Below are 22,179 nucleotides of genomic sequence, written 5' to 3'. Positions count from 1 at the left end.
GAAAAGCAGAATCTATACCCGATGATAGGCTTTTTTGTTGTGCTTATTTATACGATATTGAGCATTCATTAGTTACGGTGAGGATATTGGTTATTTAACTATACCTTTATTTAACTATACCTTTATTTAACTATGTCTTTAATATGAATGTTTCCAAATTGTATGTATGCAGACCAAAAGCCACATTGTGGATTTAGGCCTGCATTTTTTTATTGCCTATAATGCTATTCAAAATAGAAATTTAAGCAAAATAATATGCAGGAGATAATATAAATGGAAAAATACAACAATTGGAAACTTAAGTTTTATACAATATGGGCAGGGCAAGCAGTATCATTAATCACTAGTGCCATCTTGCAAATGGCGATTATTTTTTACCTTACAGAAAAAACTGGATCCGCGATGGTCTTGTCTATGGCTTCACTATTAGGTTTTTTACCCTATGCGGTCTTTGGACCTGCAATTGGTGTGCTAGTGGATCGTCATGATAGGAAGAAGATAATGATTGGTGCTGATTTAATTATCGCAGCAGCTGGTTCGGTGCTTACTATTGTTGCATTCTATATGGAGCTACCTGTCTGGATGGTTATGATAGTATTGTTTATCCGTAGCATTGGAACAGCTTTTCACACCCCGGCTCTCAATGCGGTTACGCCACTTTTAGTACCAGAAGAACAGCTTACGAAATGTGCAGGCTATAGTCAGTCTTTGCAGTCTATAAGCTATATTGTTAGTCCGGCGGTTGCAGCACTCTTATACTCCGTTTGGGAACTAAATGCTATTATTGCCATCGATGTATTGGGTGCTGTGATTGCATCTATTACGGTAGCAATTGTACGTATTCCTAAGCTGGGTGATCGCGTGCAAAGTTTGGACCCAAATTTCATAAGAGAAATGCAAGAAGGAATGGCTGTACTACGGCAAAATAAAGGATTATTTGCTTTATTACTCGTTGGAACATTATATATGTTTGTTTATATGCCAATTAATGCACTATTCCCTTTAATTAGCATGGATTACTTTAATGGAACACCTGTGCATATTTCTATTACGGAAATTTCCTTTGCATCTGGAATGTTGATAGGGGGTCTATTATTAGGGTTATTTGGGAATTACCAAAAGCGAATCTTATTAATAACGGCATCCATTTTTATGATGGGGATAAGCTTAACCATTTCAGGATTACTTCCCCAAAGTGGATTTTTCATTTTTGTAGTCTGCTGTGCAATAATGGGGCTTTCTGTTCCGTTTTACAGCGGTGTGCAAACAGCTCTTTTTCAGGAGAAAATTAAGCCTGAATATTTAGGACGTGTATTTTCTTTAACTGGAAGTATCATGTCTCTTGCTATGCCAATTGGATTAATTCTTTCTGCACTCTTTGCTGATAGAATCGGTGTAAATCATTGGTTTTTACTATCAGGTACTTTAATTATTTGCATTGCAATAGTTTGCCCAATGATAAATGAGATTAGAAAATTAGATTTAAAATAAACAATATTGGAGGGATATTTATGTATCTTATTTTCATGTAATTCTTCCTGCTAAAATCGCAGGGTTTTTCCTGCGTACAAGCAAATGAAAGCATGCGATTATAGACAGGAGGAAATGTTATGGAATTAATATTAAAAGCAAAAGACATTAGTGTGGAATTCAAAGGACACGATGTTTTAGATATAAATGAATTAGAAGTATATGATTATGACCGTATTGGTTTAGTAGGAGCAAATGGTGCAGGAAAAAGCACTTTATTCAAGGTACTTTTAGGAGAATTAATTCCCCCAGGATGTAAAATGAATCATCTGGGTGAACTTGCCTATATTCCCCAGTTGGACGAAGTAACTCTGCAGGAGGAAAAAGATTTTGCGCTTGTAGGCAAGCTAGGTGTTGAGCAATTAAATATACAGACCATGAGCGGTGGTGAAGAAACAAGGCTTAAAATAGCACAGGCCTTATCGGCACAGGTTCATGGTATTTTAGCGGATGAACCTACGAGCCATTTAGACCGTGAAGGAATTGATTTTCTAATAGGACAGCTAAAATATTTTACAGGTGCACTGTTAGTTATTAGCCATGACCGCTATTTTCTTGATGAAATAGTAGATAAAATATGGGAACTGAAAGATGGCAAAATCACTGAGTATTGGGGAAACTATTCTGATTATCTTCGTCAGAAAGAGGAAGAACGTAAGAGACAAGCTGCAGAATACGAACAATTTATTGCGGAACGTGCTCGATTGGAAAGGGCTGCGGAGGAAAAGCGAAAACAGGCTCGTAAAATAGAACAGAAGGCAAAAGGTTCTTCAAAGAAAAAAAGTACTGAAGGCGGAGGGCGTTTAGCTCATCAAAAATCAATAGGAAGTAAGGAAAAAAAGATGCATAATGCCGCTAAATCCCTAGAGAACAGGATTGCGGCATTAGGAAAAGTAGAAGCTCCGGAAGGCATTCGCAGAATTCGTTTCAGGCAAAGTAAAGCATTGGAGCTCCATAATCCATACCCTATAGTCGGTGCGGAAATTAATAAAGTATTTGGGGATAAGGCACTGTTTGAAAATGCATCTTTTCAAATTCCGCTAGGAGCAAAAGTGGCATTAACGGGTGGTAATGGAACCGGAAAAACAACTTTAATCCAAATGATCTTAAACCATGAAGAAGGAATTTCTATTTCACCTAAGGCAAAAATAGGTTACTTTGCACAGAATGGTTACAAGTACAACAGTAATCAGAATGTTATGGAGTTTATGCAGAAGGATTGTGATTACAATATATCAGAAATTCGTTCTGTGCTAGCATCTATGGGGTTCAAACAGAACGATATTGGAAAAAGCTTATCTGTTTTAAGCGGTGGAGAAATTATAAAATTGTTGCTTGCTAAAATGCTCATGGGTAGATATAACATCCTAATAATGGATGAACCCAGTAACTTCCTTGACATACCAAGTTTAGAGGCTTTGGAAATACTAATGAAGGAGTACACCGGAACTATCGTGTTTATCACCCACGATAAACGATTACTCGAAAATGTAGCTGATGTAGTTTATGAAATTAGAGATAAGAAAATTAAGCTGAAACATTAAATTTTAGGTAGTCGCTGGTCAGTATAGTCTGTTCTGGCTGGCGACTCCATTGTTAAAGAGTATAAAGACTTGAGATTTTATGAAGATTAAAAATAGGAACAGTAAATCGAACTGCTCCTATTTTTCTGCTAAATATGTTGTAGTTTTCTTATATGTATAATGATAGATTAGTGGATTCTCTTCTAAGGTTCTTACTTCAAATATGAAGAAGTGATCGCGGTTATCTCTGGACTTTTCCTTATTGAGGACAAAGTAATTCTTACGTGAAGTCGCCATTGTTTTGAGGATATCATCGGTCAGGAAGGTCAATGGAATATTCATGTTGGAGTAGCGGTAGAAGTCACGTTCAAAATCTTGGTAGCTCTCGCTGTAATAGTCCATTTGCAGGTGATTACGCTGAAATTCAAGCTGATTCATAGAGCACCTCCTCTACAAGTTCAATACTAACAATGTCTTTCAATTTCAAATTAATGTGACCTGTTGTAGTTTTTATCAAAATGAAATCTTTGGTCAGACTTGGTATTGTTCCAGTATAGGAAACTTGATTGTTTTTTTTAACAACATGAATGCGCGTGTTCAGTTGCCCAGCATACACCTGACTGAGGAGTAATAATTTCTTCTCCAGTGACAAATCTGACATATACGTTACTTTGTTTGCATCGTCAGTGAGTGCTGATGTATGCTCAGATAGGAAAAAGCCCATCCATTTTTGCATCTTAGTATCCTGGTACTCTCTTGCTGACTGAAATGGCAAGTATGAACGATCAATCATTTTAATCCCTCCAATCCACCAGCGGAATGACCGCCGATAAGTTTACTACGTTCAATATTTCTGGAACCTTCGGTTAGGACGGTTCCTTTTTGAATAGCTAAAAAGCCAAACTGTTCTCTGACAACATCAATTGCTGTCTGAAGTCTATTTTCTTTTTCAATTTGTTCTACATCATCAAAAAGTGACAGTAGAGTAAAGTTTTCATCTACAAAGCCACCATAAGACACACCGATTTGCCTCACTGCACCAGAGGTGTATTTCTTTCGGAATAATTCAAGTACATGACCAACCATTGTTTTTGGAAGATTTGCTGGGTCAATTTTTTTCTGAGCATTAATTGATTTTTTCATCTCAGTTCTAGAATAGCCAATATGAATAGAAACGACAGTAGCTTTTTTATGTGCCGAGCGAAGACGGTTAGCAACCTGGTCAGCCATTTCAGCTAATACGATTTCAATTTCTCTTTGGGTTCTGTAATCTCTAGGAAGTACTTGTGAGTTACCCAATCCTCGTGATTTTGGTTTATAGGGTTCATGGACGTTGCTCTCATCAACACCGTTTGCGTGAAACCATAGCTGAACACCAACTTTGCCGAATTCTTTTTTGAGAATATCAGGATTGAAGTTGGCTAGTTCTTTGATTGAATGAATACCAAGTTTTTGTAAATGAATCTCGGTTTTACTACCAATCCCCCAAAAGTCTGTTAGTTTTGGAATGGCCCATACCTTGGTTTCTACATCTTCGTATGACCAGTTCGCTCTCATTGTAGCAGTTTTTTTAGCTTCATTATCTAGAGCTAGTTTAGCTAGAAGAGGATTGGAATTACTCATTCCAACAGTTGAGATAATACCTGTTTTACTGTAAATATCTCTCTGAATCATAGCCGAAACATTATCTAACTTATCTTTCCTTGACATTGACTTATCAGAAATAAAGTAAGAAAGTGAGCTAGTAAGGTCAATAAAGCCTTCATCGATTGAATAGGGGAGAATGTCATCTGGAGCAGCATAGTCTTGAAATATATGCTGAATCTCTAGATTCTTCTCAATATATCTGTCCATTCGCGGAGGAACGATGAGTGTACGCTTTGCCCAGTGTTCGATGAAAGATTTATACTTCGGTGTTACCTCAAGACCTTGTTTCCACGCATTCTGATAGCTGAATTTTCGAGTGTTTATATCAAATGGCAAGTCGTAGGAACGACCTACATTTGCTTTACCGAATACTTTTTTAAACATTGGAGAAGAAGCGAGAATCAATCCTGCCGAGTTGTCTGCACGGCTCATGACGCACAGTGATGTGTAGAGTGGATGTAAACCTCTATCCACACATTCTACAGAAGCGTAGAAGGACTTCATATCGAGGAAGGCTATGTCACTTTGAGGTTCAATAGAATAGTCGATATAGCCCATAGGATTATCTCCTTTTTAGTTTCTCTAGCTCTTCGATAAGTTCTCCGATGTAGTCAGTGATGTCGTATTCAAATTTGTCAGGGGTGAAGATAATACGTTCGTCTTTGATGTAAATCATTTCTTTAACATTCATTGATATCGTCATCCACCTCGGTCATAGCAATCAAAATAGAATCCTCTATCAAAAAAGCGTAAGGATAGATTTTTGCATCATCATTTTGAGGAATAAGAATTTCATCGAATCCTTCATTCTCTAGCCGCTCTTCAAAGTTGTCCATACAGAATATTTCAACTTTACAGTTCGGATTGAAACCATACGTCCCAAGTTCTAAAATATCCTTTAGCTTCATGACTATACTCCCTCGACAGGCATAAAGTGACCTACAACTAGACCAACAATTCTAGGTTCATCCTCGTAAGGGATGAACTTCTCTGGATAGTCCTTATTCAAGGATACCATTCTAAATCCATCCTCATCACGGTAGAGTTTTTTGATATAGACTGAGTCATTCCATGATAATGCATAGACTGCACCATCATAGTCGAAACCGTTTGAACGAATTAGTGCGACTTCTCCACTCTTATATACAGGCTCCATAGAATCTCCCTCAATCCAAGCAGCAATGTCGTAACCGTATTGTTCCTCATCAGAGTAGATTGTTTCAGTTTCAAACTCGTCAAAGAATCCTTCTCCAAGACCAGCTGAGAGTTGGATATCTGATAGCACTTGGACTGAGAAGAGAGGAATGACGTTTGAAGTTTGTTGGGAAAGAAGAAGTTCCTCAACATACTCCTCTGCCTTTAGCTGGTTATCGGGAGATAACTGAAGATAGTTATTTACGATATTGTATTCAGATTCAAAATAAGTGACTGGTACATCAAGAATAGCAGCGAGAGCGGTGAGGTTTTTTTGATTAGGTGTGTTTCTTCCGTTTTCCCAATTATGGTAAGCGGAACGATGAACATTTAATTGATTAGCGATTGCAGTCTGTGATAACTTTATTTCAAGTCTTCGTTGTTTTAATCTTCCGTGAGAAAACATGTTCCCCTCCTTTTTGTCTAGTTATAACTCAACAAAATTATATCAGAATATTTATATTTTGCAACTAGAATTAAAAAAGTCTATCAATTCAATTGATAGACTTTATATATTAACTATTTTTTTAGGACGGCTAGTATTTGTTTAGCAATTTCATGAATTGTTGGTACACAGACAGAATTTCCAAATTGTTTGTAGGCTTGTGTATCAGAAACCGGAATTATAAACTCTTCAGGGAAACCTTGGAGTCTAGCAGCTTCTCGTGGAGTAATTTTACGTGGGTTTTTACCTTTTTGTTCTATTAATATTTCACTTCCATCTTTGTAGTATCGAGCAGAAAGTGTATTTGTATATGGACTATCAGCATTAAATAGTGAGTAGCCGAATCCATTTCCTTTTGTTTTATGTTCAGCTTTCCTTCTTTGGTGTCCTTCCCAGAGTTTATCGGAGATAGTATACTTTTCATCAACATCAGTTTGTAGAATATTTCCTAGTTTAGTTTCTAAATGAAACGGTTCAGGGAAACGGAATTCACTAAAATTATTTACACAAGTCTTATCAAATCCAACTATATAAATCCTTTCTCTATTTTGTGGTACACCAAAATCTCTGGCCTTAAAAAGTACAGTTGATGTACTATATCCTAAATTCTCAAGAGTTGAAATGATTATCTTGTATGTCTTACCTTTATCATGTGTCTTTAGGTTTTTGACATTTTCAAGTAAAAAAGCTTTTGGACGTTTAGCTTTTATTATTCTAGCAACGTCAAAAAATAAAGTTCCACGAGTATCTTCAAATCCTAGACGTTTACCTGCTTGGGAGAAAGCTTGACAAGGAAAACCAGCAACGAGTATATCATGATCTGGTATAGTATTTTCATCAATCTGAGTGATGTCACCTTCTGGAGTGTCTCCAAAATTAGTAATGTATGTTTTTTGAGCAAATTTATCCCATTCACTTGTAAATACAGTTTCTACTTCATTTGTTAATTGGAAACCTAATCTAGTTCCACCTATTCCAGCAAAAAGATCGATCATTTTGAACGGAAGATTTTCACTAATAATAAAAGGCGGATTCTTTAGAGAATTAAAAAAAGACTGAATACTGGACTGTTCAAGTTTTGAAGGATGCGTTTCTTCTGCTTCCCAACGTCTAATGGTTCTATCTCCAAATTTTTGAAGACCGAGTGCATCTGCTAATTCTTTTTGAGTGAGATTATATTTTTTTCGTAGATATTTTATATCATTTCCCGAAAGATTTTCTGCAATTGTAGTTTTTTTTGATAAAATATTGGTAGTAGTCAATTTTCTATTACTTTCTAAAATGTGTCTATCAAAGGTCAAATTGTCCTATAATTGACACTTTAACACATTTTATGATATTAGTCAATTTAGGAGGCCTAATTATGCTAAAGGATTTAGGAGTTATTTTTGATGAGCAAAGCAGAATAGCATCGGAATTTCTATCAAAAAATGACACTGAGGTAATTCTCTCTACTGAATTTAAAGAGAATTATAAAAAACATATTGATATGTTAGGTGATGAAATTTATTTTGAACAGTATAATTCAAAATATCACACTAATAGTAAGTTTATTATAATTCCGAATCAGTGGTTTTATCTTGCTTTTATTGCAGCGCCATATTATAAAGAATTCCTTAAATATAAATCAATCCTGTTGGACACACTATCGGGCGATGATTTTAAAGAATTTTGCCAAACAGCTAGAAATGGTGAATTAGATGAAAATTTATTTGATACTATCTCAGTAGATCTTACTGAAACTGATACGTTATTTCTAAAGAAATTTGTTACCGATTATCATTGGTGGCATGGCGGGAAGGAAATCCACAGGGGGGATAGTTTTATATCACCAATTTTAGCTTTATTAAAGTTAATTAATGCTTCTTCTGAACATGTAGCAATAATTGTAAAGTATCTCGTTGATGCAGATTTTGATTTAAGTGATGTAAATAAGTACTTTGAACTTGTTGAAATGGACAGCCGAAGTGTAGTTACTACCAATTATGACAATACGAACCTTGTGGGTGATAATATTCTTCTCTATGGGGTTCCTGGGTCTGGAAAAAGTTTTAAAATTGCTACCGAATATTGCAATGATGAAAATAGAATGGAGCGATTAGTCTTTCATCCGGACTATATGAATACTGACTTTGTCGGACAAATAATGCCTACTGTAAAAGAAAATGGAGATATTACCTATCTTTTTTCACCTGGACCTTTTACAAGAATTGTGAAAAAGGCAATTGATAACCCTAGTGAACACTATTATCTTGTAATTGAGGAGTTAAATCGAGGCAATGCTCCCGGAATATTTGGAGAAATCTTTCAATTATTGGATAGAAGTGCTAGCGGTGAAAGCGTCTACGGTATTAACAATTCAATACTTGCTACGGAAATTTATGGTGATAAGTCTCATCAAATTAAAATCCCTTCTAACTTATCGTTACTTGCAACAATGAATACCGCAGACCAAAATGTATTCACTCTTGATACAGCATTTCAACGTCGATGGACAATGGAAATGATTGAAAATGATGTTGATTTATCGGAATATGGGAATTATTTTATTGCTGATACACAATATTCTTGGAAAGTATTCAACAAAGTTATCAATAAAAAAATTCTTGAGACTAGTAGCCAGACTCTAACTTCAGAAGATAAGCGAATGGGAGCATATTTTATTTCTGGTAATGTATTGAATATTGAACGGATACATCAAGTACCAGCAGGTGATTCCGGTAATGAATTCAATAAAAAAAATAAACGCTTTGCAGAAAAAGTTTTGAAATATCTTTGGGATGATGCCTTCAAGTTTAATCGTGAAGATATCTTTGATGTTGCTTTGTATCCAAGTTTAGAGGCAATTATTAAGCGATTCACGGATAATGATAATCCTGAAAATGGGCGTTTTGATGTTTTCGCCAAAGATATCAAAGAGGAGTTAGAAAATCTTAAGGAAGCAACTTTAATAGATAATAACAACGACACAGGAGAAGAAGATGTTGACAGTACCGAATAAATCCTTACTGGATATGTGTCGTGTTGCAACAAATATGGAAGGTGATACGTTTGTTGGTATTAAAGCTGAGATAATAGAAGGTGTACAAGAAGTTACTGTAAATTTTCCATTAGGGTTTGAGATTGCAAAAGATGTAGAAACAGCAAGAAGAGACATAATTGCCCTTGTTTCCGTCTTACAAGCTCATAATGATGAAGAGTCTCGCCTAAGAACTGTAAACGTGAATCAAGCTCTAAAAACGTTAAACTTTCCTATGGAGGCTTATACATTTGTTATACATGATTTTATTAATCGTGGTACATATTACAAGGAGACTGAAGAGTACTATATTCAAACTTTGGGTGGCCGAATTAATTGGGCGAGAACTATAAAACGTGTTCAACCAGTTGTTCAAGGAAATGGATTTAAATTTTTGAAAATGGAATCTAAGAAGCAAAGTGATACTGATATTACTCTTTTAACGGAAATAAACAAATTCTGTGTATATGAAGCTTTTCTAAATATGGGATGGCTGTATCAGCTTCCTCAACCTGAAAAAGCTCGTATTAATTATAATAGATCTCAGTTTGAGTCTATAATCAAAAAAAAGATGGCTACAACTTTTAATGATATGGAGAGAAGACTTTTCCAAAGTATGATTGACATACTTAATTATAAGGATAGGCAAGAGGAACCTGATAAGTTTTATTTTGGAACTAATAATTTCCAATATATCTGGGAAAATCTTATAGATTATACATATGGAATTGCCAATAAAACTTCATATTTTCCTAGAACAAAATGGGATTTAGTTTTTGAGACAAAAACTTCAAAAGGGTATGCATTAGAACCGGATACTATTATGGTTCATAATGACAATGTTTTTGTATTAGATGCAAAATATTACAAGTTTGGTCAAACTAACTTAATGAAAGATTTGCCTCCTTCTACAAGTATTAATAAGCAAATTACATATGGTGAGTATGTGGCAAATCAAGATTTGCTTAAAAAATTACATGGACAGAATTCAAAAGTTTATAATGCATTCTTAATGCCATTTTCAAAGAGTCACGAAATTTTTCAAACAGATGGAATGTATCAGTATATCGGAGAAGCTCTTGGTGAGTGGAAGGGTCAGGATAAAACTTATGAGCGAGTTCAAGGTATTTTAGTCGATGTAAAAACTTTGGTACATAATTCTGCTAGAAATCGGACTCAGTATATCCAAGAATTATCCGATTTAATCTCCGAGAAGGTTGATGAAAAATTAGCAAATATGTAATAAGACTTTCAGTGATAATTTTCACTGAAAGTCTTTTTGTTTATTTCTATATCTTCTCTGAGAAGAAGCGTTCTTACAACTTTCAGAGCAATATTTTTTTATTGTATTTGACCTTTGGACATAAAATGGGGTGTTACATCCTATATTCTCGCAAATTTTATACATGGCAATTTTAGGATTTGAGTAAAATAAAGTGAAGTAAAATGCTGAAATTAAATCTGGTAAATTCCAATCAGGTAGTAAAGTATCTAAATTTATTTTAGGTTGGACTTTAGCTAATCCTCTATTAATTTCCAGTGCAAGTATTTCCTTTGACAAGATTAATAGTGCATTTTTCAATTCACTTGATTTCATAAAATTTGATAAGTCTTCATCTTCAAATTTTAAATTCGTATTTGAAATGTCGCAAATACCAACTTTACTGAAAAACAAATATATGAAGTCAATAATGTGTGCTGTTATAGGTTCAAGATTTGCAGGCTTGTTTACATACAGATAAAAAATATCTTTTATAAAATCATCGTATTGTAAATTTTCAATTATGTCTTGATAATATAAAAAATCTAAATCACATGTGTATCCGTTTTCGGAAAATTTATTCTCTACCTTTATGTACGTCGTTATTTTACCAGTTGAAGAGGTATGCCTGGTTGTCATATCACTTAAGTTTTTTTCTGGTATTGAATTGCGAAGCACATGAAATGGAAACAAAGAGGGGAATATGAATTTACTTTTTCCAAGATTTAGCTCTAACTGTGGCTTACCAATTAATAAGAATGTACTTAATAATAATTCTTTGTATTCAATCGATTTGGCGATATTGTTAAAAATTGATAAAAGAAGTTTAAGTCTGCTTTGAAATTCAAGAATGTAATTAAACTCAATGCTATCATAATTTTCACTACTTTCCCAATCAAATAAAAATCCATATTTATTTAAATAATCTATAAAGGTACTTTTGTTAATGGACAAGAACTCACCAAACGGATTATTTTTTTTTGAGTCTACATTACTTGTAACAAGACCCGTTAAGCTATCAAAATTATACTTTGCATAATCAGGTTTAGGCATGTGTGAGCAATATAATGTAAGAATCTCCTGACCAGAGTTCGGATCAAAAGTGTCTGTTAATGAATACTTTTCAATCTTATTTTTGAATGTAAATTTACTTTCCATATATAGATTACTTTCCGGATTATAATAATGTAATTTTAACCTAAAATAGACAAAAAAACAATAACGATAATAAATAGTAATCGTTTTAATCGTGAACTTCAATTACGGATTATTTTCTATTACAATTTAACTAAGAGATGAGATATCTCTAAACGATTATCATTACAAAAACGGAGTCGTGACGACGACCATAATTTCAGATGTTTTGGTATTGATTACTTTTTTCAGCTTGTGAAATTGGCTGACCGATAACATAGAGGAAAGTAACTATGCGGTCAAGAATATTTTTTGCATGCCTTGATTTGTCATGTGTGCTTTCGGTATTAACTGGGAAGCCAATTTATCATGACAATCAATGTCAACTTTTTCAACTACTGCCAAACTCAATCTTCATCAACTGGAGTACAACCAACTGAAAGTGAAGTACTAGCACCCATGTTCGTGCAGGATTATTACATGGATTCACGCCATTCAGGTTTGCTACGTGGTACGTTTCGTCAATGTCGTATTATGGGTATTCCAATACTAACTGCCTTTGTTCCAGTCGCAGAAGAGGACTATGAACAGATGGTCTGGTGGTACAATAACTCAGTTAATGATTATCTTAAAGATTATCGTAAGCCAAGTAAAAATGCTCCTAAGATTTCATCTTGGGAAGCATTCACAGAGAAACAAGATTTACCAATGATAGATGATGACATTGAGCTTTATCTATTCATGGATCAGTTTGAGTTTTTGAAAGCAAAACTTGCAGAATCAAATTTTCAAGCACCAGATATTTTGGAAATGTTATTTGATGGTTACGAGAATAAGGAAATCTTTGAAAAACTAGGAGTACAGAAATCTGCTGGATATAAGAAAGTAAAAAATACTCAGAAAGAAGGGTTAGAGCTTTACAACAAATTTAATAAATAACAGAATCGCCATCTCAATTACGAGGTGGCGATTTTTTGCTAGTCTTTTTGATAGAAAAAGCATTCATATCCATCAGCCCTAAGATTAATATCAGACAACCAGTCAGGTGCTATCCCCATTAATGATGCAACTTCATCAAGTTTTTGTTCAATTGGACATTCGATTATTACTTCATCGTGGACATGGCCTACAATCTTGAAATCATTTAGTTGCTTCATAGAGAACGCAAGTATGTCTCTACTGATAGCTTGAACAATGTTCTCTACAAATTTTGGACCGTAGCTTTCTAACCTCTCCCAACGTTTGGCAGTTCCAGTTCCTTCGTAAGTGACGGACTCTCCACCGAACTGGTTCTCGCCAATTCTTGGTTTGATATACGCTAGTTTGCGACCAGAAGGAAGGGTGATGAACAATATACCACTTTTGACTTCAAATTGAATATTTTGAGTAGATGTTGGAAGTAGTTCCTTTACAGCAGTCTTTACAGCATTATCGACATCCCACCAATAGAGAACGATATTCGGATTTGCTTGTCGCCATGAGTTAACAAGTGGTTGGAGTTCTTCCTCTGATAGTCCCATATCAAGTGCTCCCATGGCTTTCAATGCACCGACTGAACCACCATAGCCGCAAGCAAGCTCTGCAATTTTTCCTTTTTGCCTGAGTTCAGAATTTTGTCCATGTTTTTCAACTGGTACTCCAAACATCTGAGAAGCGGACATACAGTAGATGTCTTTCCCTTGTTCAAATACTTTACTGCGCCATCTCTCTCCTGCCAGGTGGGAGAGTACACGAGCTTCGATAGCTGAAAAGTCGCAAACAATGAATTTCTTTCCTTTACTAGGGACAAAGGCTGTTCGGATAAGTTGAGATAAGGTATCTTGTGTGTCGTAGAGTAGCTCAGTAGATTCTAAGTCACCTGTTCTGAAAAGTTCTCTAGCTTCCTTTAGGTCAGGAAGATGGTTCTGTGGTAAATTCTGAAGTTGTACCAAGCGACCAGCCCAACGACCTGTACGATTAGCCCCGAAAAATTGAAACATTCCTCTTGCTCGACCGTCTTTACAAACACAGTTCATCATAGCCTGGTATTTGGAGACACTTGATTTGGCAGCTTGCTGACGAAGTTTGAGAACTTGAGCAGTTGTTTCATCAACCGTTTTGAGTAATTCTTTCACAGCTTTTTTGTCTAGAGAATCTGTTGCTACTCCGTGTTCTCGCAACCAACTAATCATCTGCAGAACAGAGTTGGGTTTTTCAAGACCCGTTAATGTTTTTAACTCTGCTTGAATTTTGGCTTTGCTCTCTCCGTCTATTTTTAAAGCAGCTTTTACAAAGTCAACATCTATGCCAATACCGCGGTCGTTGATAATCTGATCCTGGTGGTACTCATTCCAAACAAAGCTAGGTACTGGGAAGTTTTTCACCCGTTCCTTGATGGCCAATTCGACCTCAACATCACGTCTGTTGTAGTCGATAAATGTAGACCACTTGTTAGGTGCGTGATGAGGAAAGTTACGAATTCGTCCCCCATTGACTTTGGTTGGCTTACAAGGCAAGCAGAAGTAGCGAATAAGGTCAGCCCCCTCTCTCATCTTTTGGTCTTTGAGTTTGAGAACTGTTCCAACTCCTTCAAGGGAGAGTGGAAGTCCTAAATAGGCGGACCAAATCATGCTACATCGCCACGAAACTGGGGAGAGAAATCCATCTGATAAGAATTCAGGATGATGTTTCTTGAGCCAGTTGGATAGGCAAATTCGCTCAAATGAAGCGTTGAATGCCCATTTGATGACTCTATCTTCTACTAAAGCTTCAAGAATATCTTGTGGTAACTTCTCTTTATTAAAGTCGTAAACAGTCACTGGTCCATTATCGACAGAAACTGCAATTAAAAGGAGTTCAAAACTGTCATCTTCCGCATAGCGATAGACACCAGATTTTCGTAGGTCAATTTCGCAATAGGTTTCAATGTCGATGCTAAGTTCTTTAATCGGCATAGTTTGTCCTTTCTGAAAAAGGTGACAGAAGTACTGCCACCTAAAGTTCTATTTGTTTTTTCGACTGAGTGGTGTTTGGCTAAGTTTTTCTTTGTTTTGCTTTGCCTTTCGTTCCACTTCATTTCGAATGTCATCTCTAATGGTCATATACCCGAAGTATAGACCGATAAGCACCCAGAGACCCATAATTGTACAAGTTAAAATCGTATACATCATCTACCAAATTCTCCATTTCTAGTTCAAAAAGTCATCATCGTCTTCTGTCGCAAAATCATCTTCGGCACGAGTGCGTCCTCCGAGGGGTTCACCATCACGCAATTTTTGCAAGTTATTCAAACCGCAAGCAATCCCTTTATTGCCATTGGAATTAAATGCGTAGAAGGTGATAGAAGCACGACCATAGATACCTGAGTATAGCTCAGACGTATCGATAATTTCTTGGCGGTTGCCATCAACCACACCAGGTTTGTGTGGCGAGTTGGCATTTACGAAGTAGGCATTTTTGTATGCTTCATCATCAGGGCGTTCAAGGTCACCATCTCGTAGGGGAGTTTTCAGAGTAGATAATGCAGGTACTGATTTGCCATTGCCTTTGAGCTTTGACTCACCTTCTTTATATGCTTGCTCAATAGCAGCCTTGATTTTGTTAATGGTGGCAGTATCCTCTTTTGGGATGATGAGTGAGGCACTGTACTTGGGAGTGCTACCATTTATAGATTTTGGCTCGTTGGCATTTAAGTAGCTGAAGCGAGTGTTTGGTCCTGTTATTACTTTGGTTGTCATATAGTTATTCCTCTTTAAATTCATTTTTTGCTAGGTTCATCTCTTGACGGCTATCGTCAATAGGAACGAGTGTCGGTTTTCCACTTGGTTTTATGATAAGACCACCAAGCAGGTCATTAAAAGTTTTCTTGCCAAGTAACTTAGTCATGGCAGTGATAGTGAGCAGTTTCTTCTCATAAGGGTCATAGCCTGCTTCAATCACTGCTTGGCTAACGGCTGACTCATCTGAGAATTTACGAACAGAGCGACCTTCAACCAGTTTGTATCCTGGGATAGGATGTCCATCTGTTGCTTGATTTAAAGCATAAGCTTTGATGTCGTTTGCCCATGAAATCAACAGGTCTAGTTTAGGCAAAATCTCTGCAATGTCCTCGTTGTCAAGGGAAGCTGGATCCGCAAACTCCATCTTGGCTAGTGCCAAATTATCCTCAGCACGTTTGCGACAGACATTCTTGAGTTTACAGAATTGGCAGTGTTTACCAGATTGCATCTCCCCCTCACCCTTGAATGCAAGTTCAGCTTTTGGAGTGAGTACATTTTCAGCCCATTCAAGCAGCTCAGTCTTTTCTATCTTAAAGGTAGAAATGTTATGTTTTCGTGGTTGAAAGATTGTCATGGTAACGTTATCGAAATTATAAAGTCCATCAAACATCTCAAGTGCTCCAAGTGCATAACACATCATTTGAGGGTTGTGGTCTGCATCAACCTGAACACCAAGTCCATGTTTATAATCAATAACCTGAAGACGTCCGTCTGCCACGATGATGCAATCTCCAGTTCCAAAGCCTTCAGGTACCCACTTAGAAAAATCCAGTCGTTGTTCTATAAGAACTGTAGGGTCACGAGAGTAACCTCTAGCTTTCTCGACTTGTTCCATGACATAGTTGCGATATTCTTCTGCACATTCCTGCATCTCATCGTTGTAGAATGTTAAATCTTCAGTTGGATCACGCGCATTCCTACCCAAGGCTTTCTCGACTAGATAAGCACACAACTCGTGAGCATCCGAACCTTCGATAGCAAAATCAGATGTTGTGTCTGGCAGATCTTCGGTGAGACGAGCAGACGGTGGGCAATTCAACCAACGATGTGATGCAGATGCGGATAGAATGGCGTGGTTAGTCATTACCAATTCCTCCAGCTTCTTCAAGTACTGCCGCAAAGTGTTTTGGGTCAAGTACTGAGAGTGAAGAAGCACCGTAAGCATTTAGAAGAGCACGGACGTCTTCCTTATAGCCATCTTTTGCTTTCGTGGCAAGTACAGCACGGACATCCTCCAATTGAATTTCCTTTTGTGGTTCATTTTTTGGTGGATTTGATTTAGGTGCTGTTTCATCCTCAGTAGTGAGGAGTTTCTTGAACTCATCCACCAAGCGAAGGTAGTACTTTGCGGTTTCTTCCATATCATGAATCAGTCTATTCAGTTCTTTCATTTTGCTCATTGTTTTCTTCCTCCATAATTTTTCTAGCGAGTAGTTTTGAGATGACGCTGATGGCGATGAGAGTATCTGCTACATCATCATCAGGTTCGATGTATGGTTCGTTTACCATATTTGGTCCTCCTATCTTACTAAGTAAGGTTTCGAATGATTTTTCCGTTTTGTAAGGAATATTTTTATCCCTTACATCTTACTAAGTAGATCTAAGAGGTGTTTTTCCGCTTCTCACTATAATTTTTTGAACATAAAAAAGTTTCCTGTGCATTTAATAGGAAACTTTTACTTTTCTAAAAAAAATTTCGGAAGTGCGGAAAATCATCTCTGTTTCTTACTTAGTAAGGTAGGAAGCAAGTTTCCTAATTTAAAAACTAAAGACGGAGGCATATCAAATGAAATTTACCCTATCTCATTCTGGACAGACAGGAATACAAACAACTACGGTCTATCCAAATATGGTAACTATCACTGATAAAGCTATCTTACAAAACGTAGCTCAATTCGACCATGTGGCAGGTCTTTTTGTCCAAAATACTCGCTCCAATGCCAACTTTATCAAGTCAGATGTGTTAGTCATGGATATTGATAATGATCACACAGAAAATCCTGATGAATGGCTTACCGAAGAATTCCTTAAAGACGTCTTTGCGGATTATAACTTCGCTTTGGTGACGAGCCGTAGTCACATGCAGACTAAGGCAGGAAAAGCACCTAGACCCAAGTTTCATATCTACTTCCAAATTAATGAGGTAACAGATAAAGACATCTATGTAGCAATGAAGGAAGAACTCTGTAATCAATACAAGTTTTTTGATGATCATGCCAAGGATGCGGCACGATTCTTCTTTGGAAATCCAAATGCACAGGTTATATGGCATGATTCATGGCTAACTATTGATGAAGATTTGTTTCAAGTTGTTTCTATTGAAGATGAGGAAGATTTCGATGCAGACTTCTATACTCCTCCAAGTGGACCAATCCAGCAAGGGAGTCGTAATTCAACGATGTCAGTTTTTGCTGCGAAAATTCTCAAACGGTTAGGCGTGACCCAAGAAGCTAGGGATGGTTTTGATGAGCAGGCACAGAAATGTGTACCGCCACTTGACAAAGCTGAGTTAGATACCATTTGGGGGAGCGCGGTCCGATTCTACAACAGAACTATAAAAACATCAAAAAGTTATGTGGCTCCCGATGCTTTCAATCGAGAAACTTTAAAACCAGATGATTACTCAGATGTAGGCGAGGCTGGTGTGCTTGCTAGAGAATATGCTAATAAGCTGGCCTACACCAACGCAACTGACTATCTTTACTATGACGGAACTCACTGGCGTGAGAATAAGCAGTTGGCACTAGGTGCAGTTGTACACTTTACTGATGAGCAACTTGCTGAAGCGATTGCACTCTTGGAATCTGCGGATAAGCAACTTCAGTCTTCAGGTATTGATGAATTAACCATAAAGGCTGGAGGAAAGCGTCTAGAAAATGCAGTCGAAACTCCACTTCAATTGAAATATTTAAAAGCTTATCTTGCAGCTAAAGAGTTTCATAAATTTGTTATGAAACATCGTGACTATAAGAATTTGATGGCTGTCTATAATACAGCTAAACCAATTCTTTCAGTAGAATTGTCAGAATTAGATAGTGATGACTTATTACTCAATACCCCAGAGGCTACCTATGATTTACGAAAGGGAATAAATGGGCAACAAGAACACAATCCTGAAGATTACATAACAAAAATTACCGCGGTCTCCCCTAGTGATCAGGGAATGGGATTATGGCAGGAAACTTTAGCTACCTTTTTCTGTAATGACCAAGAATTAATTGATTATGTTCAAGAAATTATTGGTATGGCAGCTATCGGTAAGGTCTATCAGGAACACATGATTATTGCCTACGGAGGCGGAGCGAACGGCAAGTCTACTTTTTGGAATACCATTGCTCGTGTGCTAGGTAGCTATTCAGGTAAATTATCTGCGGATGCCTTAACTATGTCAAACAAGCGAAATGTCAGTCCTGAGCTTGCTGAGCTTAAAGGGAAACGACTGGTCATTGCTTCTGAGATGGCTGAGGGTATGCGACTCAATACAGCCGTTGTGAAGCAGATTACTTCAACTGATGAGATTCAAGCAGAGAAGAAGTACAAGGATCCATTCCACTTCGTGCCCTCACACACGCTAGTTCTTTACACCAACCATCTGCCTAAAGTAGGGGCGAACGATGATGGAACTTGGCGACGTTTGGTTGTTATTCCCTTTAATGCCAAAATAACTGGTCGCTCTGACATCAAAAACTTTGCGGACCATTTGTATGACAATGCAGCACCAGCCATCATGTCTTGGATTATCGAAGGTGCAGAAAAAGCCATCAAAGCGAACTTCAAAACAAATGTACCAACTGCCGTTTCATCTTCCGTCAAAGCCTATCGTGAAGCAAATGATTGGTTAGGACACTTCCTTGGTGACTGTTGTCAAGTTGGCGACCAGTTGTCAGAAAAATCAGGAGAACTATACAGTCAGTATCGTGCCTATTGCGCCAAAAACATGGAGTATACACGCAGTACAACCGATTTTTATTCTGCACTTGAGCAGGCAGGGTTTAAACGAAAACGGACAAGTAAAGGGAACCACATTCTTGGTTTGAAATTGGTAGAGGATGGTTATGATTTCTTAGATTAATGACCAGCATTTTTAGTCAACAGATCTCCACAATAGAGGTATTTGATTATTTTAGGTGTGTAAGTCGTTGACTGAAAGGTTGGAACTTATTTTGAATGAGGTTTCAGATAGATGATTAAAACGACCAGCATGAGTGACATTTTTTGATTTTGTGTAGGTCTATTATGGTCTTTTCTAAAACTATCCTATAAGCAAAAATTACTATAAAAAAAGCCTATAAGAGGAGTTTTGGAAATGACTGCACTAGACCTACACACTTCAATTTGACGAAAGGATTTAGAACGATGAGAGAAAAGTACGTTGAGCAAGCTTTGGTGAAGTCTGTGAAAGCTCGAGGAGGTATTTGTCCTAAATGGGTATCGCCCTCTTTTTCTGGTGTTCCAGATCGTTTGGTGTTTTTACCCAAGGGCAAGTTTGGCTTGGTGGAAGTAAAGGCTCCCGACCAGAAGCCAAGGAAGTTACAAGTGTCAAGACATAAACTGTTCGAGCGGTTAGGCTTTAAGGTTTATGTCATTGACCGCATTGAGATGATTGGAGAAGTGTTAGATGAAATTGACATTACATAACTATCAGGTAGTCGCTAAGGACTTCATCATAGGTCACCCTTATGCAGCAGTCATCCTAGACATGGGGATGGGGAAGACGGCTACAACCTTGTCTGCAGTAAATGAGCTGATGTTTGACCGATTTGAGGTTACTAAGGTTTTGGTTATTGCCCCACTGCGAGTCGCAAATACTGTCTGGAGTGACGAGATTGAGCAATGGTCTGAGTTGCGTAACTTACGGTATTCGAAAATAGTTGGTACTCCCAAGCAACGAAAAGTAGCCCTTCAGAAAGATGCGGATATCTATATCGTAAATCGTGAAAACCTACCTTGGCTGGTGGAACAATGCAGTCCGTATTTCAAGTGGGACATGGTTGTAATTGATGAATTGAGTTCTTTCAAGTCATGGCAGTCCAAGCGTTTCAAAGCCTTCATGACTATGCGACCTTACATGAAGCGAGTGGTTGGACTAACAGGAACACCAAGCTCGAATGGACTGATGGACTTGTTCGCAGAGTTTAAAGTCATTGACGGAGGAGAACGTCTTGGTCGCTTCATCGGTGAGTTTCGTAGTCGCTACTTTGAAGAAGGTCGTCGCAATGGAAACATTGTCTATGAATACATCCCCATGGATTATGCGGAGTGTCAAATTCAAGACAAGATTAGTGATATTACCATTTCTATGAAAGCCCTAGATTATCTGGATATGCCCGAATTAATTTCAACTAAGAAACTGGTGCGTATGTCAGAAAAGGAAAAAGAAAAATACATTCAGTTTAAGAAAGAGTATGTCTTGTCAGAGTTAGACGGATTAGAAGTAACTGCCGCAAATGCTGCAAGCCTAATGAACAAGTTAGTTCAGTTATCCAATGGAGCTGTATATTCTGATGATCATACGGTTGTGCCACTTCATGAACAAAAACTAGATGCCCTTGAAGATATCCTCGAATCCGCAAATGGAGAACCTGTCTTAGTTGCCTATTGGTTCAAACATGACTTGGCTCGGATTACGGGTCGTTTAGAAAAACTCAAGGTAACGAGTCGGGTGTTGAAAACAGAAGAAGATATTCGTGAATGGAATAAGGGCAATGTACCAGTTGGCTTAATTCATCCAGCTGGAGCAGGTCATGGGTTGAACCTCCAAAAAGGTGGTCACCACTTGGTCTGGTTTGGATTAACGTGGTCTTTGGAATTATACCAACAAACCAATGCACGACTTTGGCGTCAAGGCCAGGAGGCTGAGACAGTTGTTATTCAACACATTGTGACTGAAGGAACGATTGATGAGGAAATCCTCAAGGCACTAGGAAACAAAGATGCACAACAAGAACGGCTGATTGAAGCTGTTAAAGCACAAGTAGGAGGAACAGATGGATAAGGTGGAATATATAGCTAAAAACTATCGTGACATGAAAATGAAGTTACATTTAGTTCAGGAGAAATTGCTCAACTATCGACCTATCTCAGAGAATAGTGTGATTCAGTCACTGGTATTTGAGAAGTCAGAGCATGAAAAGGTCAAGAAAAGTAAAAACCATGGTCGTAGTGAGCTGATTTCTCTTAGTTTTAGAGAAAAACAAGAACAAGAAAATCAAGAGTACCTCAGTAGTTTGCTTAATACCTACTACTGCTTAAAAATGGATCTTTACTACTTTGAGTTCGTTATGGAGCTAATACCTGAGGATTTGAAGCCATTATCCAAGGATTTAATTTACTTAGGCAAGAGTTGGACTGAACTAGAAGAGATTTATGAAATCAGTCATTCAACACTTGCTTATCGTAGGCGTAAGATTCTAAAACAATTACGCAAGTGTTATCGTTGGACTTCAAAAAGTCTTGAACTTAAGGTGGAAGATTATCACATCCCTATCTAGTGATGGTTGAGTGCACTAAATTGGTACTAAATTAGCACTAAATTTGTACTGGTTTAGTACTGATTTTCAACCTAGACATGTGATATACTTAAGATGTCAAAAAAGATAAAAATCTCCCTCAAATGACTGGATATTCTTTGGCTGATAGGGTAATATAAACCTAGAAAAACCAAAGGA

Annotated in this window: 22 protein-coding genes; 9 read left to right on the top strand and 13 right to left on the bottom strand. The window is 37.3% G+C overall.

The window, feature by feature from the left end:
- The first annotated feature begins 273 nt into the window (after positions 1 to 273).
- Entirely contained in the window at positions 274 to 1,491 is a 1,218-nt protein-coding gene (gene mef(A) / locus ACWPVL_RS01620) for a macrolide efflux MFS transporter Mef(A) (protein WP_000417517.1), read from the top strand.
- Between the two features lie 119 nt (positions 1,492 to 1,610).
- Positions 1,611 to 3,074: an ABC-F type ribosomal protection protein Msr(D) gene (gene msr(D) / locus ACWPVL_RS01615; RefSeq protein WP_000420317.1), complete on the top strand. Its 1,464-nt coding sequence runs from the start codon at positions 1,611 to 1,613 to the stop codon at positions 3,072 to 3,074.
- A gap of 117 nt (positions 3,075 to 3,191) precedes the next feature.
- On the opposite strand, the gene ACWPVL_RS01610 is transcribed toward msr(D), so the two are convergent.
- From ACWPVL_RS01610 to dcm, 7 genes are all read right to left on the bottom strand, one after another.
- On the bottom strand, positions 3,192 to 3,491 hold the full coding sequence (locus ACWPVL_RS01610; protein WP_001072466.1) for a DUF5960 family protein: 300 nt from the start codon (positions 3,489 to 3,491) through the stop codon (positions 3,192 to 3,194).
- Positions 3,478 to 3,846 carry a hypothetical protein gene (locus tag ACWPVL_RS01605; protein WP_000567223.1) on the bottom strand — a complete coding sequence of 123 codons (369 nt, stop codon included), beginning with the start codon at positions 3,844 to 3,846 and terminating at the stop codon, positions 3,478 to 3,480. The genes ACWPVL_RS01610 and ACWPVL_RS01605 overlap by 14 nt, the downstream gene beginning before the upstream one ends.
- Positions 3,843 to 5,258 (bottom strand): Y-family DNA polymerase, encoded by a 1,416-nt coding sequence (locus ACWPVL_RS01600; RefSeq protein WP_011184710.1) that lies wholly within the window; start codon positions 5,256 to 5,258, stop codon positions 3,843 to 3,845. Before ACWPVL_RS01600 ends, ACWPVL_RS01605 begins: the two co-directional genes overlap by 4 nt.
- Before the next feature lie 4 nt (positions 5,259 to 5,262).
- Complete coding sequence (locus ACWPVL_RS01595; RefSeq protein WP_185761916.1) at positions 5,263 to 5,403, bottom strand: hypothetical protein; 141 nt, start codon at positions 5,401 to 5,403, stop codon at positions 5,263 to 5,265.
- Positions 5,381 to 5,608 carry a hypothetical protein gene (locus ACWPVL_RS01590; protein ID WP_032462760.1) on the bottom strand — a complete coding sequence of 76 codons (228 nt, stop codon included), beginning with the start codon at positions 5,606 to 5,608 and terminating at the stop codon, positions 5,381 to 5,383. The genes ACWPVL_RS01595 and ACWPVL_RS01590 overlap by 23 nt, the downstream gene beginning before the upstream one ends.
- A 2-nt stretch (positions 5,609 to 5,610) precedes the next feature.
- Positions 5,611 to 6,300 (bottom strand): LexA family transcriptional regulator, encoded by a 690-nt coding sequence (locus ACWPVL_RS01585; RefSeq protein WP_011184709.1) that lies wholly within the window; start codon positions 6,298 to 6,300, stop codon positions 5,611 to 5,613.
- Positions 6,301 to 6,413: 113 nt separating this feature from the next.
- Positions 6,414 to 7,640, bottom strand: a complete 1,227-nt coding sequence (gene dcm, locus ACWPVL_RS01580; protein WP_011184708.1) for a DNA (cytosine-5-)-methyltransferase — start codon at positions 7,638 to 7,640, stop codon at positions 6,414 to 6,416.
- 62 nt (positions 7,641 to 7,702) lie between these two features.
- Here dcm and ACWPVL_RS01575 point away from each other — a divergent pair, with 62 nt between their 5' ends.
- Together ACWPVL_RS01575 and ACWPVL_RS01570 are read left to right on the top strand one after the other, a co-directional pair.
- Positions 7,703 to 9,340, top strand: coding sequence for an AAA family ATPase (locus tag ACWPVL_RS01575; protein WP_227876854.1), 1,638 nt, complete (start codon positions 7,703 to 7,705; stop codon positions 9,338 to 9,340).
- Positions 9,321 to 10,601, top strand: coding sequence for an LlaJI family restriction endonuclease (locus ACWPVL_RS01570; protein WP_024399309.1), 1,281 nt, complete (start codon positions 9,321 to 9,323; stop codon positions 10,599 to 10,601). The genes ACWPVL_RS01575 and ACWPVL_RS01570 overlap by 20 nt, the downstream gene beginning before the upstream one ends.
- Positions 10,602 to 10,622: 21 nt before the next feature.
- On the opposite strand, the gene ACWPVL_RS01565 is transcribed toward ACWPVL_RS01570, so the two are convergent.
- The gene (locus ACWPVL_RS01565; RefSeq protein WP_011184705.1) at positions 10,623 to 11,777 is read right to left on the bottom strand and encodes a hypothetical protein; all 1,155 of its coding nucleotides are present in this window, start codon (positions 11,775 to 11,777) and stop codon (positions 10,623 to 10,625) included.
- 345 nt (positions 11,778 to 12,122) lie between these two features.
- On the opposite strand from ACWPVL_RS01565, the gene ACWPVL_RS01560 reads away from it, so the two are divergent.
- Entirely contained in the window at positions 12,123 to 12,692 is a 570-nt protein-coding gene (locus tag ACWPVL_RS01560; protein ID WP_011184704.1) for a hypothetical protein, read from the top strand.
- Positions 12,693 to 12,730: 38 nt separating this feature from the next.
- Here the strand turns inward: ACWPVL_RS01560 and ACWPVL_RS01555 are convergent, their stop codons facing one another.
- The 5 genes from ACWPVL_RS01555 to ACWPVL_RS01535 all read right to left on the bottom strand — a co-directional run bounded on the left by ACWPVL_RS01555 (position 12,731) and on the right by ACWPVL_RS01535 (position 17,020).
- On the bottom strand, positions 12,731 to 14,686 hold the full coding sequence (locus ACWPVL_RS01555; RefSeq protein ID WP_032462759.1) for a DNA polymerase: 1,956 nt from the start codon (positions 14,684 to 14,686) through the stop codon (positions 12,731 to 12,733).
- 234 nt (positions 14,687 to 14,920) lie between these two features.
- Positions 14,921 to 15,469 carry a DUF2815 family protein gene (locus ACWPVL_RS01550; RefSeq protein ID WP_032462758.1) on the bottom strand — a complete coding sequence of 183 codons (549 nt, stop codon included), beginning with the start codon at positions 15,467 to 15,469 and terminating at the stop codon, positions 14,921 to 14,923.
- Between the two features lie 4 nt (positions 15,470 to 15,473).
- Positions 15,474 to 16,595: a DUF2800 domain-containing protein gene (locus ACWPVL_RS01545; protein WP_032462757.1), complete on the bottom strand. Its 1,122-nt coding sequence runs from the start codon at positions 16,593 to 16,595 to the stop codon at positions 15,474 to 15,476.
- Entirely contained in the window at positions 16,588 to 16,911 is a 324-nt protein-coding gene (locus ACWPVL_RS01540; RefSeq protein WP_011184700.1) for a hypothetical protein, read from the bottom strand. The genes ACWPVL_RS01545 and ACWPVL_RS01540 overlap by 8 nt, the downstream gene beginning before the upstream one ends.
- On the bottom strand, positions 16,886 to 17,020 hold the full coding sequence (locus tag ACWPVL_RS01535) for a hypothetical protein (RefSeq protein ID WP_003053585.1): 135 nt from the start codon (positions 17,018 to 17,020) through the stop codon (positions 16,886 to 16,888). Before ACWPVL_RS01535 ends, ACWPVL_RS01540 begins: the two co-directional genes overlap by 26 nt.
- Positions 17,021 to 17,297: 277 nt before the next feature.
- Here ACWPVL_RS01535 and ACWPVL_RS01530 point away from each other — a divergent pair, with 277 nt between their 5' ends.
- The 4 genes from ACWPVL_RS01530 (at position 17,298) to ACWPVL_RS01515 (ending at position 22,002) form a co-directional block, all read left to right on the top strand.
- The gene (locus ACWPVL_RS01530) at positions 17,298 to 19,583 is read left to right on the top strand and encodes a phage/plasmid primase, P4 family (protein WP_011184699.1); all 2,286 of its coding nucleotides are present in this window, start codon (positions 17,298 to 17,300) and stop codon (positions 19,581 to 19,583) included.
- A gap of 284 nt (positions 19,584 to 19,867) precedes the next feature.
- Positions 19,868 to 20,149, top strand: a complete 282-nt coding sequence (locus ACWPVL_RS01525; RefSeq protein ID WP_003084768.1) for a VRR-NUC domain-containing protein — start codon at positions 19,868 to 19,870, stop codon at positions 20,147 to 20,149.
- Positions 20,130 to 21,506 carry a DEAD/DEAH box helicase gene (locus ACWPVL_RS01520; RefSeq protein ID WP_011184697.1) on the top strand — a complete coding sequence of 459 codons (1,377 nt, stop codon included), beginning with the start codon at positions 20,130 to 20,132 and terminating at the stop codon, positions 21,504 to 21,506. Before ACWPVL_RS01525 ends, ACWPVL_RS01520 begins: the two co-directional genes overlap by 20 nt.
- Positions 21,499 to 22,002: a hypothetical protein gene (locus tag ACWPVL_RS01515; RefSeq protein ID WP_011184696.1), complete on the top strand. Its 504-nt coding sequence runs from the start codon at positions 21,499 to 21,501 to the stop codon at positions 22,000 to 22,002. The genes ACWPVL_RS01520 and ACWPVL_RS01515 overlap by 8 nt, the downstream gene beginning before the upstream one ends.
- Positions 22,003 to 22,179 lie beyond the last annotated feature (177 nt).

Source organism: Streptococcus sp. Marseille-Q8145 (assembly GCF_965112035.1).
Note: the sequence above shows the minus strand (reverse complement) of the source record. Positions and strands in the feature narration are given on the sequence as shown.

Bases quoted from the DNA above. Each gene is read 5' to 3' on its own strand.
- ACWPVL_RS01525 (WP_003084768.1), top strand. From the start codon at position 19,868: ATGAGAGAAAAGTACGTTGAGCAAGCTTTGGTGAAGTCTGTGAAAGCT.
- ACWPVL_RS01560 (WP_011184704.1), top strand. From the start codon at position 12,123: ATGACAATCAATGTCAACTTTTTCAACTACTGCCAAACTCAATCTTCA.
- ACWPVL_RS01545 (WP_032462757.1), bottom strand. From the start codon at position 16,595: ATGACTAACCACGCCATTCTATCCGCATCTGCATCACATCGTTGGTTG.
- ACWPVL_RS01555 (WP_032462759.1), bottom strand. From the start codon at position 14,686: ATGCCGATTAAAGAACTTAGCATCGACATTGAAACCTATTGCGAAATT.
- ACWPVL_RS01610 (WP_001072466.1), bottom strand. From the start codon at position 3,491: ATGAATCAGCTTGAATTTCAGCGTAATCACCTGCAAATGGACTATTAC.
- ACWPVL_RS01565 (WP_011184705.1), bottom strand. From the start codon at position 11,777: ATGGAAAGTAAATTTACATTCAAAAATAAGATTGAAAAGTATTCATTA.
- ACWPVL_RS01590 (WP_032462760.1), bottom strand. From the start codon at position 5,608: ATGAAGCTAAAGGATATTTTAGAACTTGGGACGTATGGTTTCAATCCG.
- ACWPVL_RS01520 (WP_011184697.1), top strand. From the start codon at position 20,130: ATGAAATTGACATTACATAACTATCAGGTAGTCGCTAAGGACTTCATC.
- ACWPVL_RS01540 (WP_011184700.1), bottom strand. From the start codon at position 16,911: ATGAGCAAAATGAAAGAACTGAATAGACTGATTCATGATATGGAAGAA.
- ACWPVL_RS01585 (WP_011184709.1), bottom strand. From the start codon at position 6,300: ATGTTTTCTCACGGAAGATTAAAACAACGAAGACTTGAAATAAAGTTA.
- ACWPVL_RS01530 (WP_011184699.1), top strand. From the start codon at position 17,298: ATGAAATTTACCCTATCTCATTCTGGACAGACAGGAATACAAACAACT.
- ACWPVL_RS01515 (WP_011184696.1), top strand. From the start codon at position 21,499: ATGGATAAGGTGGAATATATAGCTAAAAACTATCGTGACATGAAAATG.
- ACWPVL_RS01595 (WP_185761916.1), bottom strand. From the start codon at position 5,403: ATGACGATATCAATGAATGTTAAAGAAATGATTTACATCAAAGACGAA.
- ACWPVL_RS01570 (WP_024399309.1), top strand. From the start codon at position 9,321: ATGTTGACAGTACCGAATAAATCCTTACTGGATATGTGTCGTGTTGCA.
- ACWPVL_RS01550 (WP_032462758.1), bottom strand. From the start codon at position 15,469: ATGACAACCAAAGTAATAACAGGACCAAACACTCGCTTCAGCTACTTA.
- ACWPVL_RS01535 (WP_003053585.1), bottom strand. From the start codon at position 17,020: ATGGTAAACGAACCATACATCGAACCTGATGATGATGTAGCAGATACT.
- ACWPVL_RS01605 (WP_000567223.1), bottom strand. From the start codon at position 3,846: ATGATTGATCGTTCATACTTGCCATTTCAGTCAGCAAGAGAGTACCAG.
- ACWPVL_RS01575 (WP_227876854.1), top strand. From the start codon at position 7,703: ATGCTAAAGGATTTAGGAGTTATTTTTGATGAGCAAAGCAGAATAGCA.
- ACWPVL_RS01600 (WP_011184710.1), bottom strand. From the start codon at position 5,258: ATGGGCTATATCGACTATTCTATTGAACCTCAAAGTGACATAGCCTTC.